Source organism: Bifidobacterium saguini DSM 23967, assembly GCF_000741715.1.
GTDB lineage: Bacteria > Actinomycetota > Actinomycetes > Actinomycetales > Bifidobacteriaceae > Bifidobacterium > Bifidobacterium saguini.
The window spans coordinates 189,014-213,983 of the sequence record NZ_JGZN01000007.1; the positions used below are offsets into that span (position 1 = coordinate 189,014).

Annotated in this window: 14 protein-coding genes and 1 pseudogene; 3 read left to right on the plus strand and 12 right to left on the minus strand. The window is 56.6% G+C overall.

Annotated features, from left to right (window positions below; genetic code table 11):
- Positions 1–25: 25 nt before the first annotated feature.
- Positions 26–727 carry a single-stranded DNA-binding protein gene (ssb, locus tag BISA_RS05380; RefSeq protein ID WP_033890662.1) on the minus strand — a complete coding sequence of 234 codons (702 nt, stop codon included), beginning with the start codon at positions 725–727 and terminating at the stop codon, positions 26–28.
- Positions 728–798: 71 nt separating this feature from the next.
- Positions 799–1,089 (minus strand): 30S ribosomal protein S6, encoded by a 291-nt coding sequence (gene rpsF / locus BISA_RS05385; RefSeq protein WP_003828111.1) that lies wholly within the window; start codon positions 1,087–1,089, stop codon positions 799–801.
- Between the two features lie 344 nt (positions 1,090–1,433).
- Here rpsF and BISA_RS05390 point away from each other — a divergent pair, with 344 nt between their 5' ends.
- A complete protein-coding gene (locus BISA_RS05390; protein ID WP_033890664.1) occupies positions 1,434–2,447 on the plus strand; it encodes a ribose-phosphate diphosphokinase in 1,014 nt (337 codons plus the stop codon).
- Between the two features lie 392 nt (positions 2,448–2,839).
- Here the strand turns inward: BISA_RS05390 and BISA_RS05395 are convergent, their stop codons facing one another.
- From BISA_RS05395 to BISA_RS05420, 6 genes are all read right to left on the minus strand, one after another.
- Entirely contained in the window at positions 2,840–3,670 is an 831-nt protein-coding gene (locus tag BISA_RS05395) for a YggS family pyridoxal phosphate-dependent enzyme (protein WP_033890666.1), read from the minus strand.
- Positions 3,671–3,805: 135 nt separating this feature from the next.
- On the minus strand, positions 3,806–9,562 hold the full coding sequence (gene hypBA2 / locus BISA_RS05400; RefSeq protein WP_033890667.1) for a beta-L-arabinobiosidase HypBA2: 5,757 nt from the start codon (positions 9,560–9,562) through the stop codon (positions 3,806–3,808).
- Between the two features lie 739 nt (positions 9,563–10,301).
- Positions 10,302–12,278 carry a glycoside hydrolase family 127 protein gene (locus BISA_RS05405; protein WP_033890668.1) on the minus strand — a complete coding sequence of 659 codons (1,977 nt, stop codon included), beginning with the start codon at positions 12,276–12,278 and terminating at the stop codon, positions 10,302–10,304.
- A 127-nt stretch (positions 12,279–12,405) separates the two neighbouring features.
- Positions 12,406–13,224, minus strand: a complete 819-nt coding sequence (locus BISA_RS05410; protein WP_033890669.1) for a carbohydrate ABC transporter permease — start codon at positions 13,222–13,224, stop codon at positions 12,406–12,408.
- Positions 13,225–13,244: 20 nt separating this feature from the next.
- Entirely contained in the window at positions 13,245–14,171 is a 927-nt protein-coding gene (locus BISA_RS05415; RefSeq protein ID WP_033890670.1) for a carbohydrate ABC transporter permease, read from the minus strand.
- Between the two features lie 342 nt (positions 14,172–14,513).
- Positions 14,514–15,833 carry an ABC transporter substrate-binding protein gene (locus BISA_RS05420; protein WP_033890671.1) on the minus strand — a complete coding sequence of 440 codons (1,320 nt, stop codon included), beginning with the start codon at positions 15,831–15,833 and terminating at the stop codon, positions 14,514–14,516.
- A gap of 561 nt (positions 15,834–16,394) precedes the next feature.
- On the opposite strand from BISA_RS05420, the gene BISA_RS05425 reads away from it, so the two are divergent.
- Positions 16,395–17,417: a LacI family DNA-binding transcriptional regulator gene (locus tag BISA_RS05425; RefSeq protein ID WP_081890020.1), complete on the plus strand. Its 1,023-nt coding sequence runs from the start codon at positions 16,395–16,397 to the stop codon at positions 17,415–17,417.
- Between the two features lie 220 nt (positions 17,418–17,637).
- On the plus strand, positions 17,638–19,839 hold the full coding sequence (locus tag BISA_RS05430; protein ID WP_051917349.1) for an alpha-galactosidase: 2,202 nt from the start codon (positions 17,638–17,640) through the stop codon (positions 19,837–19,839).
- Positions 19,840–19,872: 33 nt separating this feature from the next.
- On the opposite strand, the gene BISA_RS05435 is transcribed toward BISA_RS05430, so the two are convergent.
- The 4 genes and pseudogenes from BISA_RS05435 to BISA_RS05450 form a co-directional block, all read right to left on the minus strand.
- Entirely contained in the window at positions 19,873–20,922 is a 1,050-nt protein-coding gene (locus BISA_RS05435; RefSeq protein ID WP_033890672.1) for a LacI family DNA-binding transcriptional regulator, read from the minus strand.
- An 893-nt stretch (positions 20,923–21,815) separates the two neighbouring features.
- Positions 21,816–22,394, minus strand: a pseudogene (locus BISA_RS13600) (MFS transporter); the annotation flags it as partial.
- A gap of 248 nt (positions 22,395–22,642) precedes the next feature.
- On the minus strand, positions 22,643–24,415 hold the full coding sequence (locus tag BISA_RS05445) for an ABC1 kinase family protein (protein WP_081890023.1): 1,773 nt from the start codon (positions 24,413–24,415) through the stop codon (positions 22,643–22,645).
- A 119-nt stretch (positions 24,416–24,534) separates the two neighbouring features.
- Positions 24,535–24,807: a hypothetical protein gene (locus tag BISA_RS05450; RefSeq protein WP_051917350.1), complete on the minus strand. Its 273-nt coding sequence runs from the start codon at positions 24,805–24,807 to the stop codon at positions 24,535–24,537.
- Between the last annotated feature and the right edge of the window lie 163 nt (positions 24,808–24,970).

The following is a 24,970-nucleotide window of genomic DNA, read 5'->3' on the forward strand; positions in this document are numbered from 1 at the left end:
TAATGTGCAGTCAACAATCCGGCTCTTAGAATTCCGGATCGTTATCGTCGCCGCCAAATTCAGACGAGCCACCAAACGTGAACCCGGAATCAGCAGCACCAGCAGAGCTACCGGAGCTCCACGGATCAACTGCAGGCGCGGCAGGGGCAGACGGGGCTGCAGGCTGCTGGGAATATCCAGCACCGCCCTGATAGCCTCCGTTATATCCACCGTTGCTCTGACCACCGTTGTAACCGGACTGGCCGCCGTTGTAGCCGCCATTGCCGGCACCTTGGCCGCCCTGGTTGCCGTAGCCCTGACCGGGCTGGCCACCTTGGAAGCCACCGGAGCGCCCCTGGAATCCACCCTGGCTGGTCTGACGCGTCACCTGAGCGGTGGCGCGAGATAGCGCCGGGCCGATTTCGTCAACGCGCAGTTCAACAACCGTGCGCTGGCTTCCATCCTGGGCCTGATAAGAACGCTGGGTCAGTCGGCCTTGAGCAATCACGCGCATGCCCTTGGACAGGCTGCTGGCGATGTTGGAGGCCAACGACGAAGCGCGACCATCCCATGCCGAGCAGTTCATGAACAACGTGTCGCCATCTTCCCACTGATTCGTGTTGCGATTGTACTGACGAGTGGATGCAGCGATGGTGAAATTCACCACCGTCGATCCGCTGCCAATAGTGCGCAGCTCAGGATCGCGGGTAAGGTTGCCGACCACGGTGATAATGGTTTCGCCTGCCATGCCATGCCTTCTTACTTGCGTATTACTTGCAATTTGCACATCAGCTGTTCAGCTGACTAGACGCTTTGAATTCAGCCCTTACGAAGGATCTTCGTACGGATCACGGATTCGTTGAGGTTCAGCACACGATCGAGCTCATCGCTAGTAGCGGGCTCAGCGGTGTACTTCACGACGACGTAGTTGCCTTCGGTCTTACCGGCAATCTCATAGGCGAGCTTGCGACGGCCCCAGTAATCGGGCTCATCGAAAGAACCGCCCTCCTTGGTGACGAGCTCCAGATACTGCTCGGTCAGCTTCTTCAGACCGCGCTCATCCAGCTCAGGATCGGCGATGAACATCAGTTCGTACTTATGCGCAGACATCACCCACCTCCTTCGGACTATTCGGCCACGGACGTTCCGTGGCAGGAGTGTGTATACGCTTGCCCGGAAGCGGTGCAGACGCACTACTCCCATGCGGACAACTTGTACATCGTATGGCTAAGGCCCGACTTTGCCGGCAAATCGACTGGTCAGCACACCGGCGAAGCGGCCTGCCGGCAAAACAGCAGAGCAATCAGACGGCTGCACAGCTGGATGTGCATCAAATGCACCAATAATCTTCAACACACCTCAACACAACCATCACATTCCGGCCCGCCTCGCTCAGGGGTGCTTGTACACTAGATGAGGCTGAAATTCACAACAACACAAAAGGATGCGAAAGCATGTCGGCGATTCTTGAAGGCACTCCGGATAAACGACTCGTTCTGGTCACGGGCCGCGCCTACCCCGAGCTGGCTGAGAAGGTGGCCGAATGTCTGGGCACCGAAATTCTCGAAACCACCGCATACGACTTCGCCAACGGCGAGATGTACGTACGCTTTACCAAGCCGGTGCGTGGTGCAGATGTGTTCGTGTTGCAGTGCCACTCGGGCGATATCAACAAGTGGATCATGGAACAGCTCATCATGATCGATGCCCTGAAGCGCGCCTCCGCACGTTCCATTACTGTGGTGGCCCCGTTCCTTGGCTATTCTCGTCAGGATAAGAAGCACCGCGGTCGCGAGCCCATCACCGCTCGCCTGATCTTCGATCTGTTCCATGCTGCCGGCGCAGACCGCATCATGACTGTCGACCTGCATGCCGCTCAGGAGCAGGGCTTCTTCGACGGCCCGGTCGATCATCTGACCGCCATGCCGGTACTGCTCGACTATGTGCGCTCCGCTGTGGACCTGAGTAACGCCACCATTGTGTCCCCAGACGCCGGCCGTATCAAGGTTTCCGAGCAGTGGGCCGCCAAGCTGGGCAATCTGCCCTTGGCCTTTATTCATAAGCAGCGTGACATCACCCGCCCGAACCATGCCGAGGCTCATGGCATCATCGGTGACGTTGATGGCCGCGACTGCGTAGTGGTGGACGATATGGTCGATACCGCGGGCACCATCTGCGAAGCCGTTCGTACGCTGAACGAGTCCGGTGCCAAGTCCGTGACTTTGGTGGCCACCCACGGCCTGCTTTCCGGCCCGGCTGTGGAGCGCCTGAAGAACTGCGGCGCACATGAAATCGTGTTCATGGATACCGTGCCGATTCCGGAAGAAAAGCGCCTACCGAATATGACCGTGCTCTCCGTAGCCCCATTGCTCGCCGCTGGCATTCGTTCCGTGTTCGAAGAGGGTTCCGTGGCAATTCTGCTCGAAGGCTTGCCGGAGGATATGCGTCCGCGCAATATCTACGCGTGATTCGAGCTATTACGGACTTACAAGGAGTCGTTGGAAACAACGGCTCCTTTTTTATTCTCTCTACTCTTTTTATCCTCTCCACCCTCGATTCGACATTCCTCATACTCCTGAGCGCAAGAAATTCCGGTACAGATTCCTTTCACCCCAAATTTCTTGCACTGAGATGTGCTGAGTGCAAGAATTTCGGGAGATTAGGGCTGTTTTCCCGAATTCTTTGTACTGAGCGACACTCAGTGCAAGAAATTCGGGAAGATGCGGCTTTTTACCGGAATTCTTTGCGCTGAGCGATGGCTCTCTAATAGAGAGGACTACGGTGAGGCCTGCACAGGGAGGACTACAAGGGAAACTACGGTGGGGGAAGAACCACAGGGGTGGAAACAAGAATCTGGCAATCAGATAAACGCACGTTCGCCGAAGATGGCGGTGCCTACGCGCACGATGGTGGACCCTTCTTCGATGGCATAGGCCAAATCATGAGTCATACCCATCGAAAGCTCGGTGCATCCACTTGTACCTTCGGCGCCAGAGGCCAAAATCTGATCACGAGTGCGGCGCAGATGCGCGAAGCCCTCACGAATCGTGCGTTCGTCATCCACATGAGCACCGATGGTCATCAAACCCTGTAATTCCAAGCCACCCATTGAACCAATGCGCTTGGCCAGATCAATCGCATGGCTCGGCGCGCAACCAGACTTGGATTCCTCACCGGATTCGTTGACTTCCAGCAGTACGCCCACGGTAATACCGCGCATTGTAGCTCGGCGAGCAATCTTCTCCGCCAATTCGATGGAATCCACGGATTCAATGGTGTCTACCACCGGCAGCACTTTGCCAATTTTGTTGGACTGCAACTGACCGATGAGATGGAAAGGAATGTGCGTGGCAGCAGCACCGGTTACCGCAGCCGCATCGGATTCCACCACACCCAGCGAAAACCCATGCTCTTCCAGACGCTTCGCCAGTCCAGCCGATTTCACAGCGACTTCCTGCGGACGATTCTCACCAATCATGCGCACGCCGGCATCGATAGCCGCTAGAATCTCACCAACATCACGGGTTTTCGTGGCTGCCAGCAGACGCACAGAGCCAGCCTCTCGACCGGCAGCGGATTCTGCCGCTGCAATACGGTCAAGCACTCGATGCACACCATCTGCAATTTCTTGCGCACGCGCCTGATCGATGATCTCGTTCGCAAGGTCCTTATGGTCCATATATGCCGTCATTGCTGCCCCTGTTCTTAGATTCCCCACCATCGTAGTCTCATACGCGCGCATAATTCCCATTATCAAACAAAAGACAGCCCCCGCGTTGGCGAGGGCTGTGCTGATACTAGAGCCGACTAAACCAAATGAATTGGATTATCGGGCATCGGATTGGCAGCGCTTCAGGATGGTCACTCCGGCAGCGGCGAACAGCACGGCCGCAGCTGCCACTGCGGATACCGCAGCACCAGTGTCGGTCAGACCACCCTTCTTCTTGTTGTCGGTCACACCGGGCTGCTGGGAACCAGGTTTCTGCTCACCCTTGGTGTTGTAGTAGGCCTTGTCAAGAGCGTCCTGAGCGGCATCGGCTTCCGGCTGGGTGGCGTCGGCATTGTCGAAGACCTTCTGCGCGGCCTTGATAGCGTCCTGCAACGCATTCCAAGCCTTCTCGGTGTACTTCGACTTATCGGCCTTGCTGGCACGATTAATCGAAGTCTGGAGATTGTCCTTGACGACCTTCTTAACCAAGGTCTTCAGAGCAGTCTTCAGACCAGTAGTAGCACCGGAAACCTCAGTGGCCAGAGCCTGATCGCCCTTGGCAAGCGCGGCTTCACCAGCCTCGATAGCTTCATCCAGCTTGGCGGCCTTGAATGAATCCTCCGTGTACTTGGAGGAATCAGCCTCGGTCTGCTTCGCCTGATCAACCAGAGTCTGCAGATCGCTCTTGGCTTGCGCGTCGGCCAGAGCGTAGCCCTTGAGCTTGTCTTGAGCAGCATTCAGCGCTTCGACAGCCTTGGCAACATCTTCGGCAGTGGCGTCAGCGGCATCGTAGACGGCCTGTGCAGAGGCGATGGCCTGCTGGAACTCGGCATATGCATCGGCGGCGAACTTGCTACCGTCGAGACTGTTGGCTGCCTCCAGAGCAGACTGGAGCGCGGCCTTATCCACCTGCTCGGGCTCAGGCTCGGTCTTGTCAACAGCGCGCACGCCCCATTCGGCCACAGCCGCACCGAAAGTACCGGTGCCGGTGTGCGGGGTGAGTACGAGTCGCAGCGACTTGGTGGTAACCGGCTTGAAGGTTACAGTGCTCCAACCATCGTTCTCGGTGGCGCGAGCGGCAGGCGAGTTGCGCACGGTCTGGTACGCACCATCGCCAGTGGGCTCAACATCCTTCCAGGAACCGTCTTCGGCGAGGTACTGAATCTTCCAGGCTTCCGGAATTTCCAGACCACCCTTGGCATCATCAGTTTCGGCGAAGTTGGCCCAGAACTGGGCGCGGCTGGAATCCACGGTTACGTCCTGGCCGAAGTCATACTGAGCGTACATGCCGTCAACGGCAGCACCCCAAGATCCCCAGACCTTGGCATTCACATCCTGATCGTCGGTATCAGGCCAAGTATCATCGACGACTACGCCGTCGTTGAGCTTGCCTTCGGCCTTGGACCAGCTGGCTTCAGCGGAAGCCGAGGTGTTCGTAGCCTTGCCTTCAATCCAACCGGTCAGCGGTTCGGGCTCCGGTTCCGGCTCAGAGGAGCCGTTCGGATCGGCAACCACATGCACGATCAGCGTTGCGGCCGCATCGGAGGAACCATCTTTGACGGTGCCGCTTACCGTGTAGTCGCCAACCTTGGTCAGATCGATGGCCTTGGCGTCGGCGGTCTTCCAAGTGACTTCGCGGTCATCGTTCACACCGTTCGGGAACTTTACCGGAACCGTGGCAGGCAGATCGATGGACTTGGCGTTCTGGTAGACGGTTTGTTCAACCGGCTGAGCGTTGCCCTTGGTCTGTGCGTTGGCATCGGAGCGAACGGAAACATGTGCCACTGAACCACTCAGAGCACCGGCAACCGTACCCTTCACATCGATGTTGGCGCCATCGACCAGCTGAGCATCGGTTACATTGCCCCAAGTGACTGCGAGGTCACGGCGGGAACCATCGGTGTAAGTGGCGCTTACCGTCTTCGGCAGGTTGAGATCGGCGGCCTTGGTGCCGGTCTGCACCATGCGGCTCACCTCGTCCACGGACTGCGGCTCGATGGCGTATGTCTCAAACTCGGAGGCACCCACAATCGCACCCTTCGGGAAGACCACACGCAACTTGTCGGTTTCGATGGTTTCGGCGAACTTCACCTCGTTGCCCTGATTCTGGTTCGTGGTGTAGGACTGACCGTCAGCCAGCTTCACATCCTGCCAGTTGCCGTCAGCGTCGGCATACTGCAACTTCCAGGAGCTGACCATCGGCACGCCGCCGCCGTCAGTCCAGAAGTACAGCTTGGCCTTCTTCAACGGCACCTTGCCGGACCACTGCAGTTGCAGCCACGGCTCAACGCCAGTGTTGTCTCCCCAGTTGTTCCAGGTCTCGTTCGGAGTGTTGGTATACACCACCTGACCATCGACGACCTTCTTGGCGTTATCCTTTGGCTGGTAGCCGTTGGTGTAGCTGGCGGAGGCGGAGGACTGCGGGGCCACGTTCACGGTCCCGTCAGACGGGATGCCATGCACGGTGATCTGCTTGTCAGTGCTCAGTTCACCATCGGATGCGGTGAGCTTCAGCACATAGTCGCCTTCCTTATTGAAGGTGACGGTGGTGCTGGCAGCCGTATCGTCCACGAACTTGGCGGTGCCGCCTTCCGGACCGGAGACGAGTTCCCACTTGGTGGAGATCTCACCATCGGCCGGCAAACCGTCATCCTTCACGGTACCGACGAGGGTGGCGCCGGATGCTGTGCTGGAGGAAACATAGGCGTCAACTTCAGGTGCCTGATTCTCAGAAGCACCGGTCGGCTTGATACCAGTGTTGTAGGCCTCGATTTCCTTAATGCCTACAGCCATGCCAGCTTGCGGCGTGAAGGTGGCGCGAATGGCCTTGGCCTTCACTGGTGTGAATTGGATACGGTTGTAGTTGGCGCTGGCGTAATTCGGCGTGCGCACTTGGCCCTCAATCGGGACCCATGTGCCGTCTTCCTTCTGATACTCCAGCTTGTAGTTGGCGGGTTCTGCGTAACCGGAAATCGTCTGGCTGGACGAAGTCTGGTAGTAGTAGAGGCGGATATCATCAATATCCTGAGCGCCATTCTTGAATGTGACAGTCAAGGAATCGGTCTTATTCTTAGAGCCCTTGGTACCCCAGAACGATTCCATCACGGTCTTGCCGTCAACGGCGTTCTCCTTTTCATAGCCCTTGGCATCGTTGTAGGTGGCTTCGGTGCTGCCGCCTTCAGCAACGTTGGTGGTGGACTTGGAAGCGGAGTCGACGTTCGTGCCAGCCTTGGCGAACAAATCGGTCACGCGCTGGTCAGCAGTGAAGGCAACCTGGTTGGCAGCCTTGAGGTCGGAGCCGGTGGCGCTGGTGATGGTCACGCCTGCCTTATCAGCGTCCTCAACAGTACCTGCGGATGGATCGTAGATAAGGTGAGCGAGCTTGTCGGAAGTAAAGGCGAGCTTGCCTCCCACATACAGGCTGTAGCCTGCGGGACCACCGTAGTGGCTACCATCCTTATCCCACACGATGGAAACATCCTGACCGTGGTAGCTCAGGTTGTTGACGGTGAAGTAGTTCCAGCCGGGGATTTCAATCGGGTTGAGCTCGATCTTGTTGTCCTCGCGCGGCACCATGCCGGCCACGTCCTCAATCATCGTCCAGTTCGTAGTGCCGAGCTGGGTGTGGTGAATCCAGGAGCGATAAGTGATTTTGCCACCATTCTGTGCAGCATCCAGGTTCTTATCCTGGTTGTTGACTTTGCCATCACCGTTCAGATCGCCAACATTGTTATTGTCCTCGTTCCAGAATTCGTTCTGGTCCGGGTACTCGTTGTTGCCGCCCTGATAGTGGGCGAATGCCACCCAGTACAGCAGTTTCTTGAATTGTTCGTTGGTGATGTAGCCGTTCTTGTTGGCATCGTAGTTGCGAATGCCAGAGGAGTACACCTGCAGCAACGGCTGAGCATTGATGATGGAGAAGTTGTTGGAACCTGGGAAGTTCAGGGCCGCCTTATCCGCCTGGTTGGCGGTGAAGAACGGGAAGATCGGGAACTCGTCGGAATCGGCGAACAGGCGCAGCGCCTGGTTGTAGTCACTGTTGCCGGTTGGCATCAGCCCTTCGGAGTACGGGTAGTAATTGTTGATTTCCTTGTACTTGGCGAAGGCACCATCGCTGAGCCACTTGTGCTTGATCAGATTGTCGGAGGAATCCCACAGGTTGTCAAGAACATCCTGCTTGATGTTGTCGGCAATCTTCTGCATCTTCTCAGCGTTGGCGGTATCGCCTGCGGCCTTGTATGCCTGGGCTGCGGCGTTGGCGTTGGCCCACATGTTGGCGGAGCCGTCAGCTCGATCCATACGCTGCCCGGAGCGTCCCGGTTCGGAGAAGGAGACTGCGTCGGCATCATTACCGGTCATCGACCACCAGGACCAGTCGATCAGGCTGTTCTTGTTGTTGTTCTGGTTGTCGTTGTTGTCCGACTCGGTGTTGGAGTTGAGCAGACCTTGCACATCTTCGGCGCCCTGATCGGCGAGCTTCTCGGCCACGGTGGATGGACCGCCATGCACCTTGTAGGAATCCCAGCCGGCGCGCGTGATGTACTGCGTGTAGCTGTGGTTCCAGTTGGCTGGATCGCCCGGGTTGTCGTGGTAGTAGTAATAGCCGGACTTGCCCTTCTTGGCGGTATCGCCGGCGGAAAGCCATGTGCCGTAGGAGTACTCCGGGTTGCGGAACCACTTGGTGTCCATCATGAACATGCCGGAGGTGAGCACGATCTGGTTGTTGTAGCCGAGCACGCCTTCGATGGAGGTTGGGTACTGGAAGGTGTTGCCGGGCATGTTGGCGTCGAGCATGTTGAATCGGCTCAGCCACCAGCGGTAGACCACGGTTTTGTCGATGTTGTCTTCCGGGGTATCCACATAGGGAGCGTTGTCGACCCACCATTGGTTGTAGGTGGTGACGGAATCCTTGTAGGAAGCGGCCGGATCCTTGAGATCACCGGTGTAACGAGCTTCGTACTCGGTGGTGGAATCCGGCAGTTCGTTGGCGATCAGACCGAGCTGCAGCTTGGTGGTCTGTGCTTCGCCTGACTTAAGGCTCAGCGTGGAGGTGAGCTTGCCACTGGAAACGGTGAAATCGTTGCCGGAGAAGCGTGGGTAGATGGTGGTCAGATTGTTCTTGACGTTGAAGCGACCGGTCAGTTCGGCAGCGCCATCATCGCCGGTGGTGGCGAACGGCGAGGCTGCGGTAATGGTTACGTCACGGTCAGCGGTGCTTTCCACAGTCAGGTTGGTCACCATGACGTTGTTGTTGGTGATGTATTTGACTTCGGTGATTTTCAGCGTCTTGCCGCTGGTCTGGAATACCGTCTTGAAGTAGCTTGGGGTCTGCTTGCGCTGTGACGTGTCTTCGTTGAGCGTCTGGGTCTTGCCGTCCGCTTCCACCGTAATGGTATAGCCGTTCTGGCTGGTCTGGTCCCAGTATGCGGTATCGCCCACGAAGCCCAGACGGCCTGGGGTGTGCGTGTACATGTAGGCGGCGCGGCCACGAGTGAACAGATAGTTGTTGCCATCGGAGCCCTCATAGGTGTAATCGCCCTTGCTGTTGGAGCTCTTGCCGTTCGGCTGCGCGCCGGTGCGGGCCAGAATCGAATCAATCCAGAAATCATGGTCTGTATCAGTGCCGGCACCGTTGGCTTGATCCTTGGCGAAGGTTTCGGCCAGATAGCTGGTGGTCGGATTGTAGGAGACCGTGTTTTCGGCCGTTTTCATCGGATCGCTGGAACCGGTAAATGTTGGATAGGCCACATCCGCATTGGGATGGCTCATTGTGTCCGCCGCATTTGCGGTGAACGCGCCGCCAGTGGCCAGCGTGGCGACTGCGGCGACTGCGCCCACTGACGCGAGCCACCGCTTTCGTGCTGATTGATGCATTCCTGCTTGAACCTCTCTGCCCCGGCCTCTCGCCTATGTGCTTGAGGATTGAGCCGCAGCCGTGCGGCCGGAACTTATACCGTGGAACGTCAGACTACGCAGTCTGTATTGTTCGCCGGTTTTGCCTTCATTGGTTATAGGGGTTTGGAATGAGGATTCAGTAGGTCTGATTTCAGTATCCTGCTTTGGATGCCGAGGTTGGAGCGACCCGCTAGAACTGATTTCATATCATAACTGAGTGAATACGGTTTCGCAATCTTTCCTCAGTGATTACAATGCTCAAATCGAACATAATCCTTGTTATTTTCATGTTTTCGCATTTATTTTCGCATAGTGCAGCGTGTCTTCACTCACCAAAAGCGGATATACATTCGTAATATCTTCTACACTGGAAGCAATAAAAATCTCTGTTAAACCAAGATTGACACGAATATCCCGGACTACCCCTCAGTCGGCTTCGCCGCCAGCTCCCCTGACAGGGGGAGCCAAAATAAGGGGCATGTCAATCTTGGTTTAACAGAGCAATAAAAATCTCCCGTGCAGGCATGTGCCCACACGGGAGACCTCATTCCCCAGATGTGCTTCTCGGCTCCAATCGATTCGCACAACTGGCCTATGCGATTGCAGCTTTCACAAGCTCCAACCGCATAAGAATCTATTCAAGAGTTGCTCTACCGACTGATTGCCGGCAGAGCAACTCTTTTTATTGCGTTCCGAGGCAATCCTCGGAAATCATGGCCTAGCGGCGCTGGAAGACACGCATTTCGCCGACTTCGCGGTTGGCCCACGAGTAGTACGGCACCAATTTCAGCGTGGCTGACTCACCAGCGCGAGCTTCATCGGCATCCACGTAGAGCGGCGCATCGTCGTCATCTGCACTCTCACGGACAGCCGGCAGCTCAACGGTGTCTACACCACCCAGCAAATCAGGCTGGAATGCAACATTGGCATCCTTACCGGTCACGCCATCAGCGAGACGATAGGTCCACAGATCGCCGGGGTTATCCGCTTGCTCGGAGCAGTAGACCAGCGGACCACGGGTCACGGCCACCTGACCGGCGTCGGAGCGCACATGGGAGTTGGCACGCACGAATTTCACAGACATGTCCAAATCGAGAGCGATCTCCAACGTGTCGCCGGCGTTGACCGTCAGGTAGACGAAACCGTCTTCCACATCGGCAGCAGCGGGCTTGCCGTTCACCGTCAGCGTGTACTTGCCCAGCGACCAGCCAGGAATGCGAAGACCGAAACGCACAGAGCTGAGCTGCGCGGATGTGGGCAACGCAACCGTATATTCCACATGACCATCCCACGGGAAGTTGGAGCGCTGTTCCACGGTCAGGCCGGATGCGAATTCAGCATTGTTGGCGATGAACTGGTGGCTCAACACGTTCTTACCGCCATCGCGCTCGGTGTAGATGTAACGATCCACGGACGCGATGAGACGGGCGATGTTGGCCGGGCAGCAAGCGCAACCGAACCAGTCCACGCGGTGAGAAAGCACATGATGGCGGTCCGGGTTGGCCAGACCATCAGGCGTAGTCTCCAAAGCGTTGACGTAGTAGTACTGCTTGCCGTCGAGGCTGATGCCGGCGATGGAACCGTTGAACAGTTCCTTTTCCAACACGTCGGCGTACTCGCCCTTGGCTTCAATATCCAGCATTTGCAGGGCGAACATGCTCATGGCCACGGAGGCGCAGGTTTCGCCGTACATCGTGTCGTTCGGCAGATCGTAATCGTAGGTGAACGATTCGCCCACATGGGTGGATCCGATGGCACCAGTGACGTACATGCGCTTGGTGACGATGTTCTTCCAGAAGCGTTTGGCGGTTTCGATCAGTCCTTCATCACCGAGCAGTCGGCCAACGTGAGCGACTCCGGTGCACAGGTAGCCGACGCGCACAGCATGGCCGTCAGCGGTCTGCTGGTTGCGCACAGGCTGTGCAGCCTGGAAGTACGTGGGCTTGTAGAAGCCCAGATCCGGGAAGATATTGTCGCCGTTCATGGCCTTGAGCTGCTTGGCATAGAACTCAGGGTCCTGACCACGCACGTCGATGAGGTATTGGGCAAGCGTCAGGTAACGCTCCTCATGGGTTTCCTCATACAGCTTGGCGAGAGCGAGCTCGATTTCCGGGTGGCCATCGGCACCATGAATCTTGCCGTCTTCCGGACCGAAGTTCGCATCCAAGCAGTCAGCCATCTTCTTGGCCACATCAAGTGCCTGCTCATTGCCGGTCACCTGATGGTATGCCACAGCAGCCTCGATGTAGTGACCCATCACATACATTTCGTGGCTCTGCTGAATCAGGCTGAAACGCGGTCGGTTGGCCCACACACCGGACTTGATCTGATACGGCGTATCGAGATAGCCGTCATCCTGCTGGGCACGGGCAATCAGATCAACGGTCTTATCGCACAATGCCTGCAGTTCAGGATCCGGATGGTAGGCCAGCGCGTAGGCAGCCTCTTCCAACCATTTGTAGACGTCGGAATCTTGGAAGACCATGCCGTGGAACTCATCGTCAAGTTCACCGGCAGCCACCTTCAGGTTGGCTACAGCATGGCTTTTGTTATCGGAGAGCTGGTTGCCAGCAGGATCATCGGGAACGACGGTGTCGATTTCGTCGTTCATCACGCCCCACTGGTACGGGATCACCGATTCGACGATCTGGTCGCGACGCTGCTTCCAGAACGGGGAGGTAATCGTTACCTTCATGATTGACCTTTCACAAGTTCTTGTGATGAAAAGTTTTGAATAAGGCTTCGTTCTCTTGGAATAAGAACTACCCCTCAGTCACCTGCGGTGACAGCTCCCCTGACAAGGGGAGCCAAATAGGGGAAAGTCAGCCCTTCACTGCACCAGCCATAAAGCCCTTGACGTAGTACTTTTGGAGGGCGAGGAAGAGGATGGCGCATGGTATGAGCAGAACCACAACGCCGGCTTCGGTGGCACCGTAGTCGATGACGCCCATCGTCTGCTGGCGCATGTTCACCATAGCGAGCGGCAGGGTGGACTTGGCGGAAGAGCTCAAGTACAGCGGAATCATGAAGTTGTTCCATGCCTCAAGGAAGGCCAGCAGGCCAACGGTCACCATAGAAGGCTTGACCACCGGGACCAAGATCTTAAACAGTGCCTGGAAGGAGTTGCAGCCATCAACCATTGCAGCCTCTTCCATATCCTTCGGGATGGCATCGAATGCGTTGCGCATGATGAAGGTGCTCATAGGCAGCTGGAACAGCGTGATCACGAGGCCGACGCCAAGCAGGGTGTCGTTGAGGCCGATGTCCTTGAACCACACCATCAGCGGGATCAGCAGGGATGCGTACGGCACCATCAGGATGGACAGGGTCACCATGAAGCCGAGGTTACGGCCCGGGTAGTCAAAGCGGGAGAAGGAGTAGCCGGCCAGGGTGCAGACCACAACGGAGAACACCACGGCAACAAGGCTCACGATGATGGAGTTGAACAGGTACTTCGGCAGGCCTTCCTGGTAACCGAACAGGGTCAGGTAGTTGGCCACGCCCCAGCCCTTGGACTGGGCGGAACCGGGCTGCGGGCTGAAGGAGCTAATCACAACCCAGATCAGCGGGCTGATGAAGATCAGGGCCAGCAGGGCTTCAAGAATTCGAGCGATGACGCGCTTCCACAATGGGGTAGTCATAATGAATTACCTCCCCTTTCTCACTTGGTGTTGTCGCGCATACCGCGCATCTGAATGGAGTTGATAATCACCAGGGCGATGAGCACAACCAGCGAGAGGGCTGCTGCCATGCCGAGGTCCTTCTTGGAATCGAAGGCGAAGTTGTAGATGAGCTGCACCACGGTCATCGTGGAGTTGTTCGGGCCACCCTTGGTCAGAATGAAGAACTGATCGAAGGCGAGGATGGAACCAGTCACGCAGTAGACCAGGCACATCACGATGGTGGGCTTCATCAGCGGCAGGGTGATGGAGCGGAAGATGCGCCAGGTGCCGGCGCCGTCCATGCGGGCGGCTTCGTACAGGTCACCGGGGATGGCCTGCAGACCAATCATCATGAGCAGCATGTAGTAGCCAGAGAAGCGCCAGACGATCACGATAATCGTGGCCCACAGTGCGGATTGGCCAGTGGCGAGCACCGAACCGCCTTCCTGCATCAGACCCAGCGTGGAGAGAATCTTGGTGATAGGGCCGACCTGCGGGGAGTACAGCGCGTAGAACAGCAGGGACGCGGAGGCCAGACCGGTTGCGGACGGCAGCAGGAAGCAGGTACGCAGCACATTGTTCCACTTGGTGGATTCCTGCACAATCAGAGCCATACCGAGGCCGAGCACCAGCAGGAAGATCGTCACGATCACGGTGTATTCAAGCGTGAAGCCGATGGACGGCCAGAACAGCTTGTGTTCAAATACCTTGACAAAGTTGTCCGGGAAGTTGGTGCCACGGTTGCCGCCGAGCAGGCTCCAGCGGGAGCACGCCATGATGACGAGCAGCACGATCGGCACAAAGAACAGGACGATAATCATTACCCAGTCCGGAAGCGCGTACAGGATACCGCGCTTGAACGCCTGGGCCTTTGCCGTGGACTTGTGCTCAGGCACGGCCGCGGCGGACTTGGAAACACTCGACATGTTTCACTCCTTTGTGGGGAAATGGATGTGATCAGACGATCGAACTTTGATCGAATTTCGGATCGAAATGCAATCCGTTATCAAGGTCGATTCCTGTACGAAGGAGAAAAGGAAGGAGAGTACAACAGGAAGATGGAATCGGCCTTGGCAGCAGAACACAGTCGAAATGATGTATTTTGAGCATAAGAATGCTCCCCTCAGTCACCTGTGGTGACAGCTCCCCTCGAGGAGGGGAGCCAGATGGTTATGCTCAGTTCCTTTGAAAGGAACTATCGCGTAAGCGATTGAGGGGAGCGATATTCAGTTATTGGTAGCTAGTTCAGCTGATTGCTGATCTCAAGCTCACTGAGCAGACAGGACGTCGCTCACAGCCTGGTTGTCGGACTTGAGGTTGCCGTCGCCCCAGACAGCGTTCTGGACGAGCAGCTGCCACGGAGAACCAGCGGCGTTGAAGGCCTCGTTGAAGGCTGCGGACTTCGGGGTCTGGCCATTGCCATCGATGATGGTGGAGTTGATGGTCTGGATACGAGGATCAGCATCCTTGTAAGCGGTCTTCAGGGTCTGGATGTTGGAAGCGGTGTAGCCATTGTCAGCGAAGACTTCCTTCTGAGTGTCGGACTGCATCAGCCAGTAGAGGAAGTTCCAAGCCTGAGCAACGTGCTTGGAGTCCTTGGAGATACCCATTGCATCGCCACCGAGGAAGGTGGAGGTCTTGCCGGAAGTACCAGCGATCGGGGTCACGCCAACCTGGAAGCCGCCGTCCTTCTCAGCATCGAAGATGTCGTTGAGGGAGGTGTTCGGGTAAGGCATCACACCAATCTTGCCGTTGGCGAACGGAGCGGTCCAGGTGGCACCGGTCTCTTCCTTGGAGCCTGCGCCGAGGCCGTTGGTGGTGTTGGCGAGTTCCTTGTAGGAGTCGAGCACGGCCTTCATGGAATCATTGTTCAGGGTGGCTTCGGTGCCGTCGTCGTTCATGACGGATTCGCCATCAGCCCACACGGACGGGAAGAGGTCGAAGACCAGTGCGCCACCGGACTGACCGGCGAGGTAGGAGCCGGCAACGCCGTCCTTGTTCAGGGCAGCAACCTTCTTGGCCTGCTCGGTGAAGGTCTTGATGTCGGTCGGGCCCTGCTCAGGATCCAGACCGGCTTCCTTGTAGAGGTCCTTGTTCCAGACCCACACGGAAACATCGGTGATGAACGGCAGGGTGTACTCGGCACCGTCCACGGTGCCAGCCTTGATGTGGCCCTGCTGAATGTCCTTCAGGTTGTCGAGGCCGTTGATCTGATCGGTGATTTCGGTGAAGATACCTTCGGAAGCCCAGTACGGAATACGAACAACGTCGCCGGCGAGAATATCAGGCAGGGAGTCGGTCTGGGAAGCGCCGCCGACCTTGCCTTCCATATCATCGTTCGGGATGATTTCCAGCTTGACCTGGTTCTTGTGGCTCTTGTTGTAAGCCTCAACAGCAGCCTTGGCCTGACGCTCCAGTGGAGAACGGGTCCACAGGGTGATTTCGGTACCGTCATCGGTACCCTTTGCCGGGATGCCTTCGGCGGTGGCAGAGCCACCATTGCCGGAACCGCCGCAGGCGGCCAGCGGGATCAGCATTGCAGCGGCAGCGATGCCTGCGAGTGCACGAGTGACCTTGTTGAAGGACATATTCGCTTCTTTCTCTAAAATGTTCCGCTCATCTCTGAGAGGCGGTGGCGGAGTTTCCGCCTCCGGTTCTTCGAGGTTTCATCCTTCTTCTTCGGTAGAACGAAACCCTGCGAAAGCCTTTTCTCAATATAAACGAACAAGACCCATTTTGCAAAACCGCTTTCGCACTTTCGCTTTCTTTCGCATATCAAACCGGTTTACGCCATCATCTTCAGTGCATTATCCACTGAATTATTGGCTTATTTTCAGTGTTTTCACGGCGTGTCGCATCAATTGAACAAAATCAAACACAAACCAAACGCTTTCATGCACTTTCTGCAAAAGTGAACATCTCTGTTATCGTTTTGTTATAAAACAACTCTTGCGAAACACACCTTGCGAAAACTTTTCGCACTTTCGCGCTACAATACGATGCAGCACAGCGACGTACTCAACTGGCAACTTCGCCGCGCATCTGATTCTAGGCGGTACGCCCTCCAAGCGCCCCCCGAAAACAGAGCGTGGCGGCAAGCGCAAACGCGCATACTAGAACTACAACATATATATAAAAGGAATCGAGGCATGATGTCCCAGACCCCGACCGGACGTTCGGCACGACTTGAGGATGTAGCCGCTCTGGCCGGAGTGTCTCTGGCCACCGCATCCAAGGCGCTGCACAACAAGCCACGCATCAGCGACGACACCAAACAGCGCGTACTCGATGCCGCTCGTCAATTGAACTACTCCCCCAACAAATTGGCGCAATCTCTCGCCCGCGGCACTTCCGGATTAATCGGCTTGGTCACCTCCGACCTCCAAGGCCGCTTCTCCACACCTATTCTTATCGGCGCAGAAAATGAGCTGCGCGCGCAATCCACTTCCGTATTATTGGCCAACGCCCGCGGCGACGTTGCCCTCGAGCGGCAGCATGTAGAGAAACTGCTGTCGCTGAAAGTAGACGGACTGCTTATTGTGCAACGCGAAACCAATCCCCGCCCCTCGCTCGGCCAGGATTGGGGCGTACCGTTGGTCTATGTATACGGGCCCTCAACCGACACCAACGACTGCTCGGTGACCTGCGACAACGTGGATGCCGGACGCATGGCCGTCAATCATCTGATTTCCTGCGGACGCCGGCATATCGCCATCATCGGTGGCGATGAAACCTATACTGCAGCCACCGATCGCACCAAGGGTGCGCTGGAAGCATTGGCCGAACTTGGAATCCAGCCGGCCGGACCGATTCGCTACGGTAAATGGGCCGAAGAGTGGGGCCGCGCGGCCACGAGACTGCTGCTTGACCAAGGCGTGCAATTCGATGCCGTGGTATGCCAGAGCGATCAGCTGGCCCGCGGTTGCATCGATGTGCTGAAGCAGCAAGGCTTGGCCATTCCAGATGATGTTGCTGTTATCGGCCACGATAACTGGTCCGTGCTTACCTCCGGCTCTCGCCCCTCGCTGACCTCCATCGACAACGAAACCGAAGCCATCGGCCGACGCGCCGCACGGTACCTGATGGATGCCATCGACGGCAATCCGCATCACGGCGTGGACTATGTGCCCTGCCGCCTTATTCAGCGGGAATCCACACTGCCGCTGGACTAGCACACCTGTCTGCAAAAAGCCTGGACTGAAATACCTTGCGGTCCGGGCTTTTGCATATTCAGCTGTAGATATTCACAACGCAGCACTGGTTTTCCATAAATATTATATCGGTATCATCTATATGTCTTTTCTCGCAATATTACTGCGTTTTTAAATTGTGATACCGGTATAAATCTTATATGATATTCCTCGTTATCACCCATAACAACGAGGTATGCACATGCAGATGACCACCATCGCCATCAGCCAGCCGACGCAGGCTCATGATGGCAACACCACGATCCCGCCAACCAACAAACCGACTCATGTGACTCTTGGGTTCAGCGAAGGCAGACTCCCGCGTATCGTCGCCATCACGCGCGGCACAGCACCGGCCGCAGCGGCGTCAACGGCAAACGAACCCACAGCCACAAAACCGGACCCGCAATTCCCGCAGACACTTGATGCCGGTCTGCAAACCGGTGAAATGCCCACGCTCCTGCCCACACAGGCCGAAGGCTGGACCGGCACGCCCGCCATCCAAGTGGCACGCAACGGCGTGGAAATATTCCCCAAGTTCACGGTGACTCACGTTGAACCTGCGGAAAATTCCGTTACGTTCAGCGCTACGGACAATACCGCCAAACTCGCTCTTACAATGACCGTTGCCATTGGCCCGGAAGGACTTATCCGCGTAGACACCGATCTGACCAACACCGGTGAATCGCCGCTGACCGTTCAGCGTCTGGCACCGGTTGTACCGCTGCCGCCGCAGGTCTCGGAAGTGGAATCCTGCACCGGCCATCATCTGCGCGAACGCGCTTTGCAGCGCCAGGCACTTACCGAAGGCGTGTTCGCCAAGGAATCGCGCATGGGCCGCCCGAACTTCAACGCCACCACCCTGCTCACTGCTGGCGAGCGCGGCTTTGGCTTCGAACATGGCTTGGTTGTCTGCGCTCATGTGGCGTTCAGCGGCAATTCCACCACGTTTATTGAGCGCACTCCATATACGCATGGCGTTATCGGCGGCGGCGAACTGCCCTACATGGGTGAGATTGAATTGACGCAAGGCGCCACCTATCATGCGCCACGTTTGCTCGTCGGTATCGGGGAGGGCTTGAACGAGGTCTCGGCAAAGTTCCACACCTACTTGCGCGCGCTGCATCCAGAACTTGCCAAGCCGCGCCCGGTGATGCTCAATACCTGGGAGGCCATGTACTTTGCGCAAAGCGAGGGCAAGGTTATCGCTTTGGCCGATCGCGCCGCTGAGGTTGGTGTAGAACGATTCGTTATCGATGATGGCTGGTTCAAGGGCCGCCGCGACGATACCAAGGCGCTTGGCGACTGGCAGGTCGACTCCACGTTGTGGCCGGAGGGTTTGGGGACCGTGGCCCATCATGTGCATGATCTGGGTATGGAATTCGGCCTGTGGTTTGAGCCGGAAATGATTAGCCCCGACTCAGATGTGGCACGCGCCCACCCTGATTGGATGCTCGCTCCGAATGGCGAGCGACTGCCGATGGCATCGCGCGCACAGCAGGTCATTGATCTGACGAACCCCGCGGCCGCCGCCTATGTGGAGCATGCCATTGATACGCTCGTGAGCGAATACCATATCGATTACATCAAGTGGGACCACAACCGTTTCCTCACTGAACCCCTCTCCCCTGCATCCGGCCGCCCCGCTGTGCACAAGCAGACCGAAGCTTTCTATGCGATTGTTGATCATCTGCGTGAGCGCCATCCGGGATTGGAAATCGAATCCTGCTCATCTGGTGGTGGTCGTATCGATGCCGGAGTATTGGCGCGTTGCAGCCGCGTATGGGCTTCTGATTGCACTGATCCGGTGGAGCGTGCCGATATTCAGCGTGGCACATCCCTGCTGGTACCGCCAGAAATGATTGGTGAGCATATTTCCGAATCCCCAAATCATGCAACCCGCCGCGCCACGTCGCTTACCATGCGTGCGTCGATGGCGTTCTTCGGCCATCTCGGCATCGAATGGAACATTATGAAGCTGAGCGACGCTGACTTGCAGCAGCTGAAGAGCTGGGTGGATTTGTATAAGCAGCGCAGGCAGGATATTCCTCAAGGCACTCTGGTGCACGCGGATGTTCCGGATCCGGCCATTCGCGTCGATGGACTTATCTCCCAAGATCGTTCGCGTGCGGTGTACCGGTTTGCTGCGGTCTCCTCTTCTCAGGATTACCCGTATGGCTTGGTCAGGCTACCTGGCTTGGATGATGCAGCGCGCTACCGGATTCGCCCGCTTGGCGGCATCACCCGCTATGAGCAGGAGTTCAGCCCGAATTGCCGCACGGCACTGAGCTGGTGGACGGATGAGGGCACCACGGTGGATGGCGCCACGCTCACGCAGTGGGGTATTCGTCCGCCGCAGCTTGCGCCGGAACATGCCGTGCTCATTGAAGTGACGCGCGAGTAGCGCAATCCGCGCGGCTGCAGCCGTAGTCTCTGACTACCGCTCTTCCACAGCCGCGCGAGCCAATTCGCCGGTGGATTCGCGTTTCACTAATTCGCCGGCGATCTTGTCGAACATCGTCCACGCCTCACCGCGTGGACGATTGTTGACCACATCATCAATCTGCTGTTTGAGCATCGTCACCGCATGCTCGCCAGCCTCATCGAAATGCTGCCGAATCGTGGTCAGCGGCGGATTCCACACTCTCGAAAGCGTGTGGTCATCGAATCCGGCCACAATCACATCCTCAGGTACCCGCTTACCGGCTATTGCCAAGCCCCGCATCACACCCATTGCAATCTCATCATTGCCGGCGAAAATAGCGGTGACACTATCATCCTCACCAAGCTGCTGCCCGATGGCGATGGCTTTTTCCGCATCCCACGTTGTAGCGATCGGTGCCGGAGCCGGCACATGAGCATCACTTAACGCCATACGCCAACCATCCTCACGCGCATCCACGTCGGACGGCACCGCCACATAGTGCACAGTCGCATGCCCCAAAGCTAGCAGATGCTTGGTCATCGCATAAGCACTGTCGTATTCGCACAAATGAATCTGCGCACGGTCCTCATGCCGCGGACCGCCGATAATCACCAGCGGAGTCGTGGATGGAATATGGGAGACCACACTGTCGGTGAGGCGATCGTAATCAATAAGAATCACACCGGCCGGGCTGCGATCGAGGCAGGAGCGCACACTGCCCAGCATCCAATCTCCGCCGCGTGAATCAAGCACGTAAATCGTAGTCGGATAGCCGATTTCCTGCGCTTTGCGTTCGATGCCATAGAAGGTTTGTGTGCGACCATACAGTCTGGTATCGGCAGACATCACTGCAATCGATTCGCTCATGTCGAGGGCGAGCGCGCGGGCGATAGGATTCGGCCGGTAGTTCAGTTTTTCAATGGCGGCTGCGATGGCCACGCGTTTCTTCTCACTGACTCTGCTGGGGTCCTTCAAATACCGCGACATCGTGGGCACTGAGACATTGGCTACCGCCGCCACATCGCGGATGGAAGGCGCGGTGCCGCGCTTCGTTCTGGGCATGCACATACCTCCCTGACTTGGTGTTCCAAAGTCATACACCGGCATACCGCCTAGCTTATGTTCTGTGCGCTTTATTGTACGCAAACCGTTAGATGTATACCGGTACAAAAAAGCGCCTCGTAATGAGGCGCTTGGAATCAGGCTAGAGATTCTTTGATTGCAAGTTACGTTCAGTGTTGCTCGAAATCTCAGGCCAAAGCCGGCTGAGCGTTCTTCTTATGGGTGAGCTGCCAAACCAGCACTGCGGCAATCATGATGGCGAAGCCTGCGGTGAACCAAGGGAATGGAGCAGCTGGATCAGTGGAACCGGTAATCATCATAACCGCCTTCATAGCCAGCGGGGAGACGAACACACCAACATGGAAGGACAGGATGATCATGGTGGACCAGAATGCCTGAGAGCTCTTCTTAGCGTACTTCGGGATGCGGTTGCACAGGAACGGTCCCAGGATCGGGCCAGGGAAGTTGAACAGGAAGAAGCCGATGACCAGCACAACATAGCTGCTGCCAGCGAGGGAGACGAGCAGGCTGCCGAGGAAGTAGACGCCCATACCGATGTAGTAAGTGTTGTCGCCAAACTTCTTCTCCAAGAAGCCGTAGACGAAGCCGGCCACCACTGCGAACAGGATGCCCACAGAGATGATTACGGACGAATCATGGTGAGGATCGTTCAGAATCTTCTGGGCGATTTCGGCGAAGCGCACGTTGATGGCGTTGAAGAACACCATGTAGAGTGCGGCGCACACGCAGAACGCACCGAGAATCGGGCTGGTCTGCTCAGGGTAGATGTTGACGTTCTCTTCGGCTTCCATGTCCGAGGAGCCGGATTTGTCGAGGTGCACGTCCGGAACCTGGAACCAGAACCAGATGAGCACCGGGAACGCGAACAGGTAAACGATGAAGGCGCCCTGCCAGCCGGCGATGAGCACGAACACGGAAACCAGCGCGGTCATAATGGCCTGGCCTAGGTTTTCAGTGGCACCACGGATGCCGAGCAGGGTGGCACGGCGGTTACCGGAATACAGCATCTGAATCAGGGTGATGGCCAGCGAATTGTACAGGCCGAGACCCATGCCGAAGAGCACACGAGCAGCCATTACGACAGCGAAGTTCGTGGCGAACATCGGCACGAAGGCGGTGATGCCCACGAGGAACAGGCCGGCGCCGATGACCTTTTTCAGGCCGAAGAAGCGTGCCAGAGCCGGGCTGATGAGCAACGTGGCCAATGCGGTCAATGATGGTGTGGTGGAGAGCAACTCCGCGGCGGTGTTATCGACGTTGAGCGCACGCCCCAACTGTGGGATAACGCCGTTGACAACGCTGTAGCTGGTGAGGAACAGCGATATGGACAGCATCGGCAGGATCACCGAGAGGCTGTTGACATCCTTCTTCGTTGTGGATGACATAGGTTTCCTTTTTCTCTGTGGTTTATGCACCGGTGGTTGGTGCTGACGTCGGCATGGACGAATCATTGTTGACCGACTTGGACTGTTCGCCGTCCTTGCCGACCTCGTTCTCCGTTGTCACGAGAAACTATATTTTGATACCGGTATAAAGTCAAATTTAAATCTCCATAAAGCCTATATTTCGGCGTTTCTTGAGTTTTACATGATTGTTTCTTTTATCGGTTCAAAAAAATTATTGAAAGCATTCGGCAACTTTGGCAACATCATGACAGACGAGCCATAGGATATGGAAAAATAGAAGATTTGCCGAACAGTTACCGCTTCTTGACTTTGCGGCCCTTCAAGTAGATGTCAATAACAATCCAGACGCCCAGCACGAAGGCCACCACATACCCCAGGAAACCCACAATCGGAATACCGAAGATAATCGGCTTCATACCGGCGTAATAGACGATGGACGAACCGATGAACAGACCCACCACGATCAGAGCCATCGTGAGTCGATTCACCATATCACTCAGCAGCTGGAACGGCTCTTGCGAACCCACAAGCTCCATGTTCATACGCAGCTGACCACGGGTGAGCATGCGGGCGGCCACATTGAGCTCGCTCATAGCATCCAACGCGCTGTGCAGCGCCACATGGCTTTCGACGCCCAAATCTTTGAGCTCATCTTTGATGGCTTGGCTTGTAGTTTTGGAAGTCGCAATATGTTGGGAGATGATCTCAATCATGTTCACGTCCGGAATGAACTCATCCAAGAGTCCTTCCAACGTGACCAGTGCGCGTCCAACGGTGGTAATGGTGCTGGGTACCTCAATACCGTGACGCTGTGCCAGCGACGTCAAGGCGGTGATGAAGGCAGCGAGGTCCAAGTCCTTCAAGTCCACGGTGCCGTATTCTTTGACAATCACGTCCAGATCCGCCAGCAATGACGGATAATCGGCAGGGTCGGCTTCCGTGCCGGCGAAGCGCAACAAACCGTCTGCCAAGTCCGGCGAATTCTGCTTGGCCACAGCGAAGATCATGTCTTTCATCACCGCGCGGGTTTTGGCATCGAGCCGGCCGGTCATGCCAAGGTCGATGAGCACGATCTGCCCGCCACGAATGATGATGTTGCCCGGGTGCGGGTCGGCGTGGAAGAATCCATCATCCAAAATCTGGGTGGCATAATTGTCGACCAGCTTGGTACCGATATCTTTAAGATCGTAGCCGGCCTCTACCAGTTCGCTGGAATGCGAAACGGAGATACCGTCCACATAATCCATGACCACCACATGCTCGGTGCACAGATCAGGGTAGGGCGTCGGGCAATCCATGTACTTGAAGCGCGAGGCGAATCGTTTGAATTCCGCGAGATTACGCGCTTCCACCAAAAAGTCTGTTTCGGATTCGAAGGTATCCCAGAGCTCTTCGACCACACCTTTGAGGTCGACGATCTGCGAATTGCTCATTACCTTGCTTGCCGCTTTGGCAATGGAGCGCATAATGGCCACGTCTTGCGCCATAGTTTCGCGCACACCTGGGCGCTGCACTTTGATTGCCACATCTTCGCCGGTTTTCAACCTAGCGCGATGCACTTGGGCCAGCGACGCCGAACCCAACGGCTTCAAATCAATATGCTCGAAGACCTCACTAGCAGGGCGACCATATTCGGCCGACAGCACGTCCAACACCGTGGCATAAGGCATTGGATCGGCATCTGCGCGAAGCTTGGCCAGTTCGTCGCAGAAACTCTGCGGCAAAATCTCGGAGCGCATGGAGAGAATCTGGCCTACTTTAACGAATGTGGGACCGAGCGCCTCGCACATCAGGCGCATTTTTACCGGCGTCAAACCTTTCAGCGCATCGAACTGATTGACGATGCGCACGATTTGCGCCAAGCGCTTCATCTTGCTGCGGCGAGTCAGATGGTAGCGCTGCGAGAAATCATCTCGTTTGGGACCAAAAAGCCCAATGGTTTCCGTATTGACGGCCGCCCATTGTGCGTATGCCGCGGTCGGAGGATATGACGTGGAACGCGAGTCCCCCGTAGTGTGAGCATTGCTCGCCGTGTCAGCAGGTGCGGACTGCGAAGCAGACGACATTGAGCCGGGCACCCCTGATGAAGTGCCCGGCTGAGTATTGGCAGCTGAGTTATGCGATTGAGTATCACGCACGCTATGCTGCACCGCCTGCTCCGTTGTCTTGTGAATCACGAAAACAATCAGTCCTTGTTTGCGGAATCAGACGGCTCGGCCTCGGTTGTATCAATGGGCTCGTCCTTAGCCGACTCATCTTTATTCGCATCGTTGACCAGAGCCTCGCCAACCTTGCGCTTGAGCTCAGTGTTCAGGGACTTGCCCTGCTCAACGGTCAGCTCACCCTTCTTGACGAGGTCATCGACGATCTCGCTGCTCTTCTCGTAACCGGTGGCCAGAGCACCGATGCCAGCCAGCAGAACCTTGCGGACGCCTTCGCCCAAATCAAAATCAGCCATAATACCCCTCCTTCGAGGTTCGACGCGGCCTGATGCCTTGTCTCTTATTCACAAGATTAGCGCACATGCGCGTCGTTGACGCTAGGCCTTACGGCTGATTTCGTCTAGTGAAAGCATTGGCAGGGAACTTCTTTGGCAGACTCCCCTCAGTCACCTACGGCGA

Coding starts and splice junctions, on each gene's coding strand:
- ssb (WP_033890662.1), bottom strand. CDS start 727: ATGGCAGGCGAAACCATTATCACCGTGGTCGGCAACCTTACCCGCGAT.
- rpsF (WP_003828111.1), bottom strand. CDS start 1,089: ATGTCTGCGCATAAGTACGAACTGATGTTCATCGCCGATCCTGAGCTG.
- BISA_RS05390 (WP_033890664.1), top strand. CDS start 1,434: ATGTCGGCGATTCTTGAAGGCACTCCGGATAAACGACTCGTTCTGGTC.
- BISA_RS05395 (WP_033890666.1), bottom strand. CDS start 3,670: ATGACGGCATATATGGACCATAAGGACCTTGCGAACGAGATCATCGAT.
- hypBA2 (WP_033890667.1), bottom strand. CDS start 9,562: ATGCATCAATCAGCACGAAAGCGGTGGCTCGCGTCAGTGGGCGCAGTC.
- BISA_RS05405 (WP_033890668.1), bottom strand. CDS start 12,278: ATGAAGGTAACGATTACCTCCCCGTTCTGGAAGCAGCGTCGCGACCAG.
- BISA_RS05410 (WP_033890669.1), bottom strand. CDS start 13,224: ATGACTACCCCATTGTGGAAGCGCGTCATCGCTCGAATTCTTGAAGCC.
- BISA_RS05415 (WP_033890670.1), bottom strand. CDS start 14,171: ATGTCGAGTGTTTCCAAGTCCGCCGCGGCCGTGCCTGAGCACAAGTCC.
- BISA_RS05420 (WP_033890671.1), bottom strand. CDS start 15,833: ATGTCCTTCAACAAGGTCACTCGTGCACTCGCAGGCATCGCTGCCGCT.
- BISA_RS05425 (WP_081890020.1), top strand. CDS start 16,395: ATGATGTCCCAGACCCCGACCGGACGTTCGGCACGACTTGAGGATGTA.
- BISA_RS05430 (WP_051917349.1), top strand. CDS start 17,638: ATGCAGATGACCACCATCGCCATCAGCCAGCCGACGCAGGCTCATGAT.
- BISA_RS05435 (WP_033890672.1), bottom strand. CDS start 20,922: ATGCCCAGAACGAAGCGCGGCACCGCGCCTTCCATCCGCGATGTGGCG.
- BISA_RS05445 (WP_081890023.1), bottom strand. CDS start 24,415: ATGTCGTCTGCTTCGCAGTCCGCACCTGCTGACACGGCGAGCAATGCT.
- BISA_RS05450 (WP_051917350.1), bottom strand. CDS start 24,807: ATGGCTGATTTTGATTTGGGCGAAGGCGTCCGCAAGGTTCTGCTGGCT.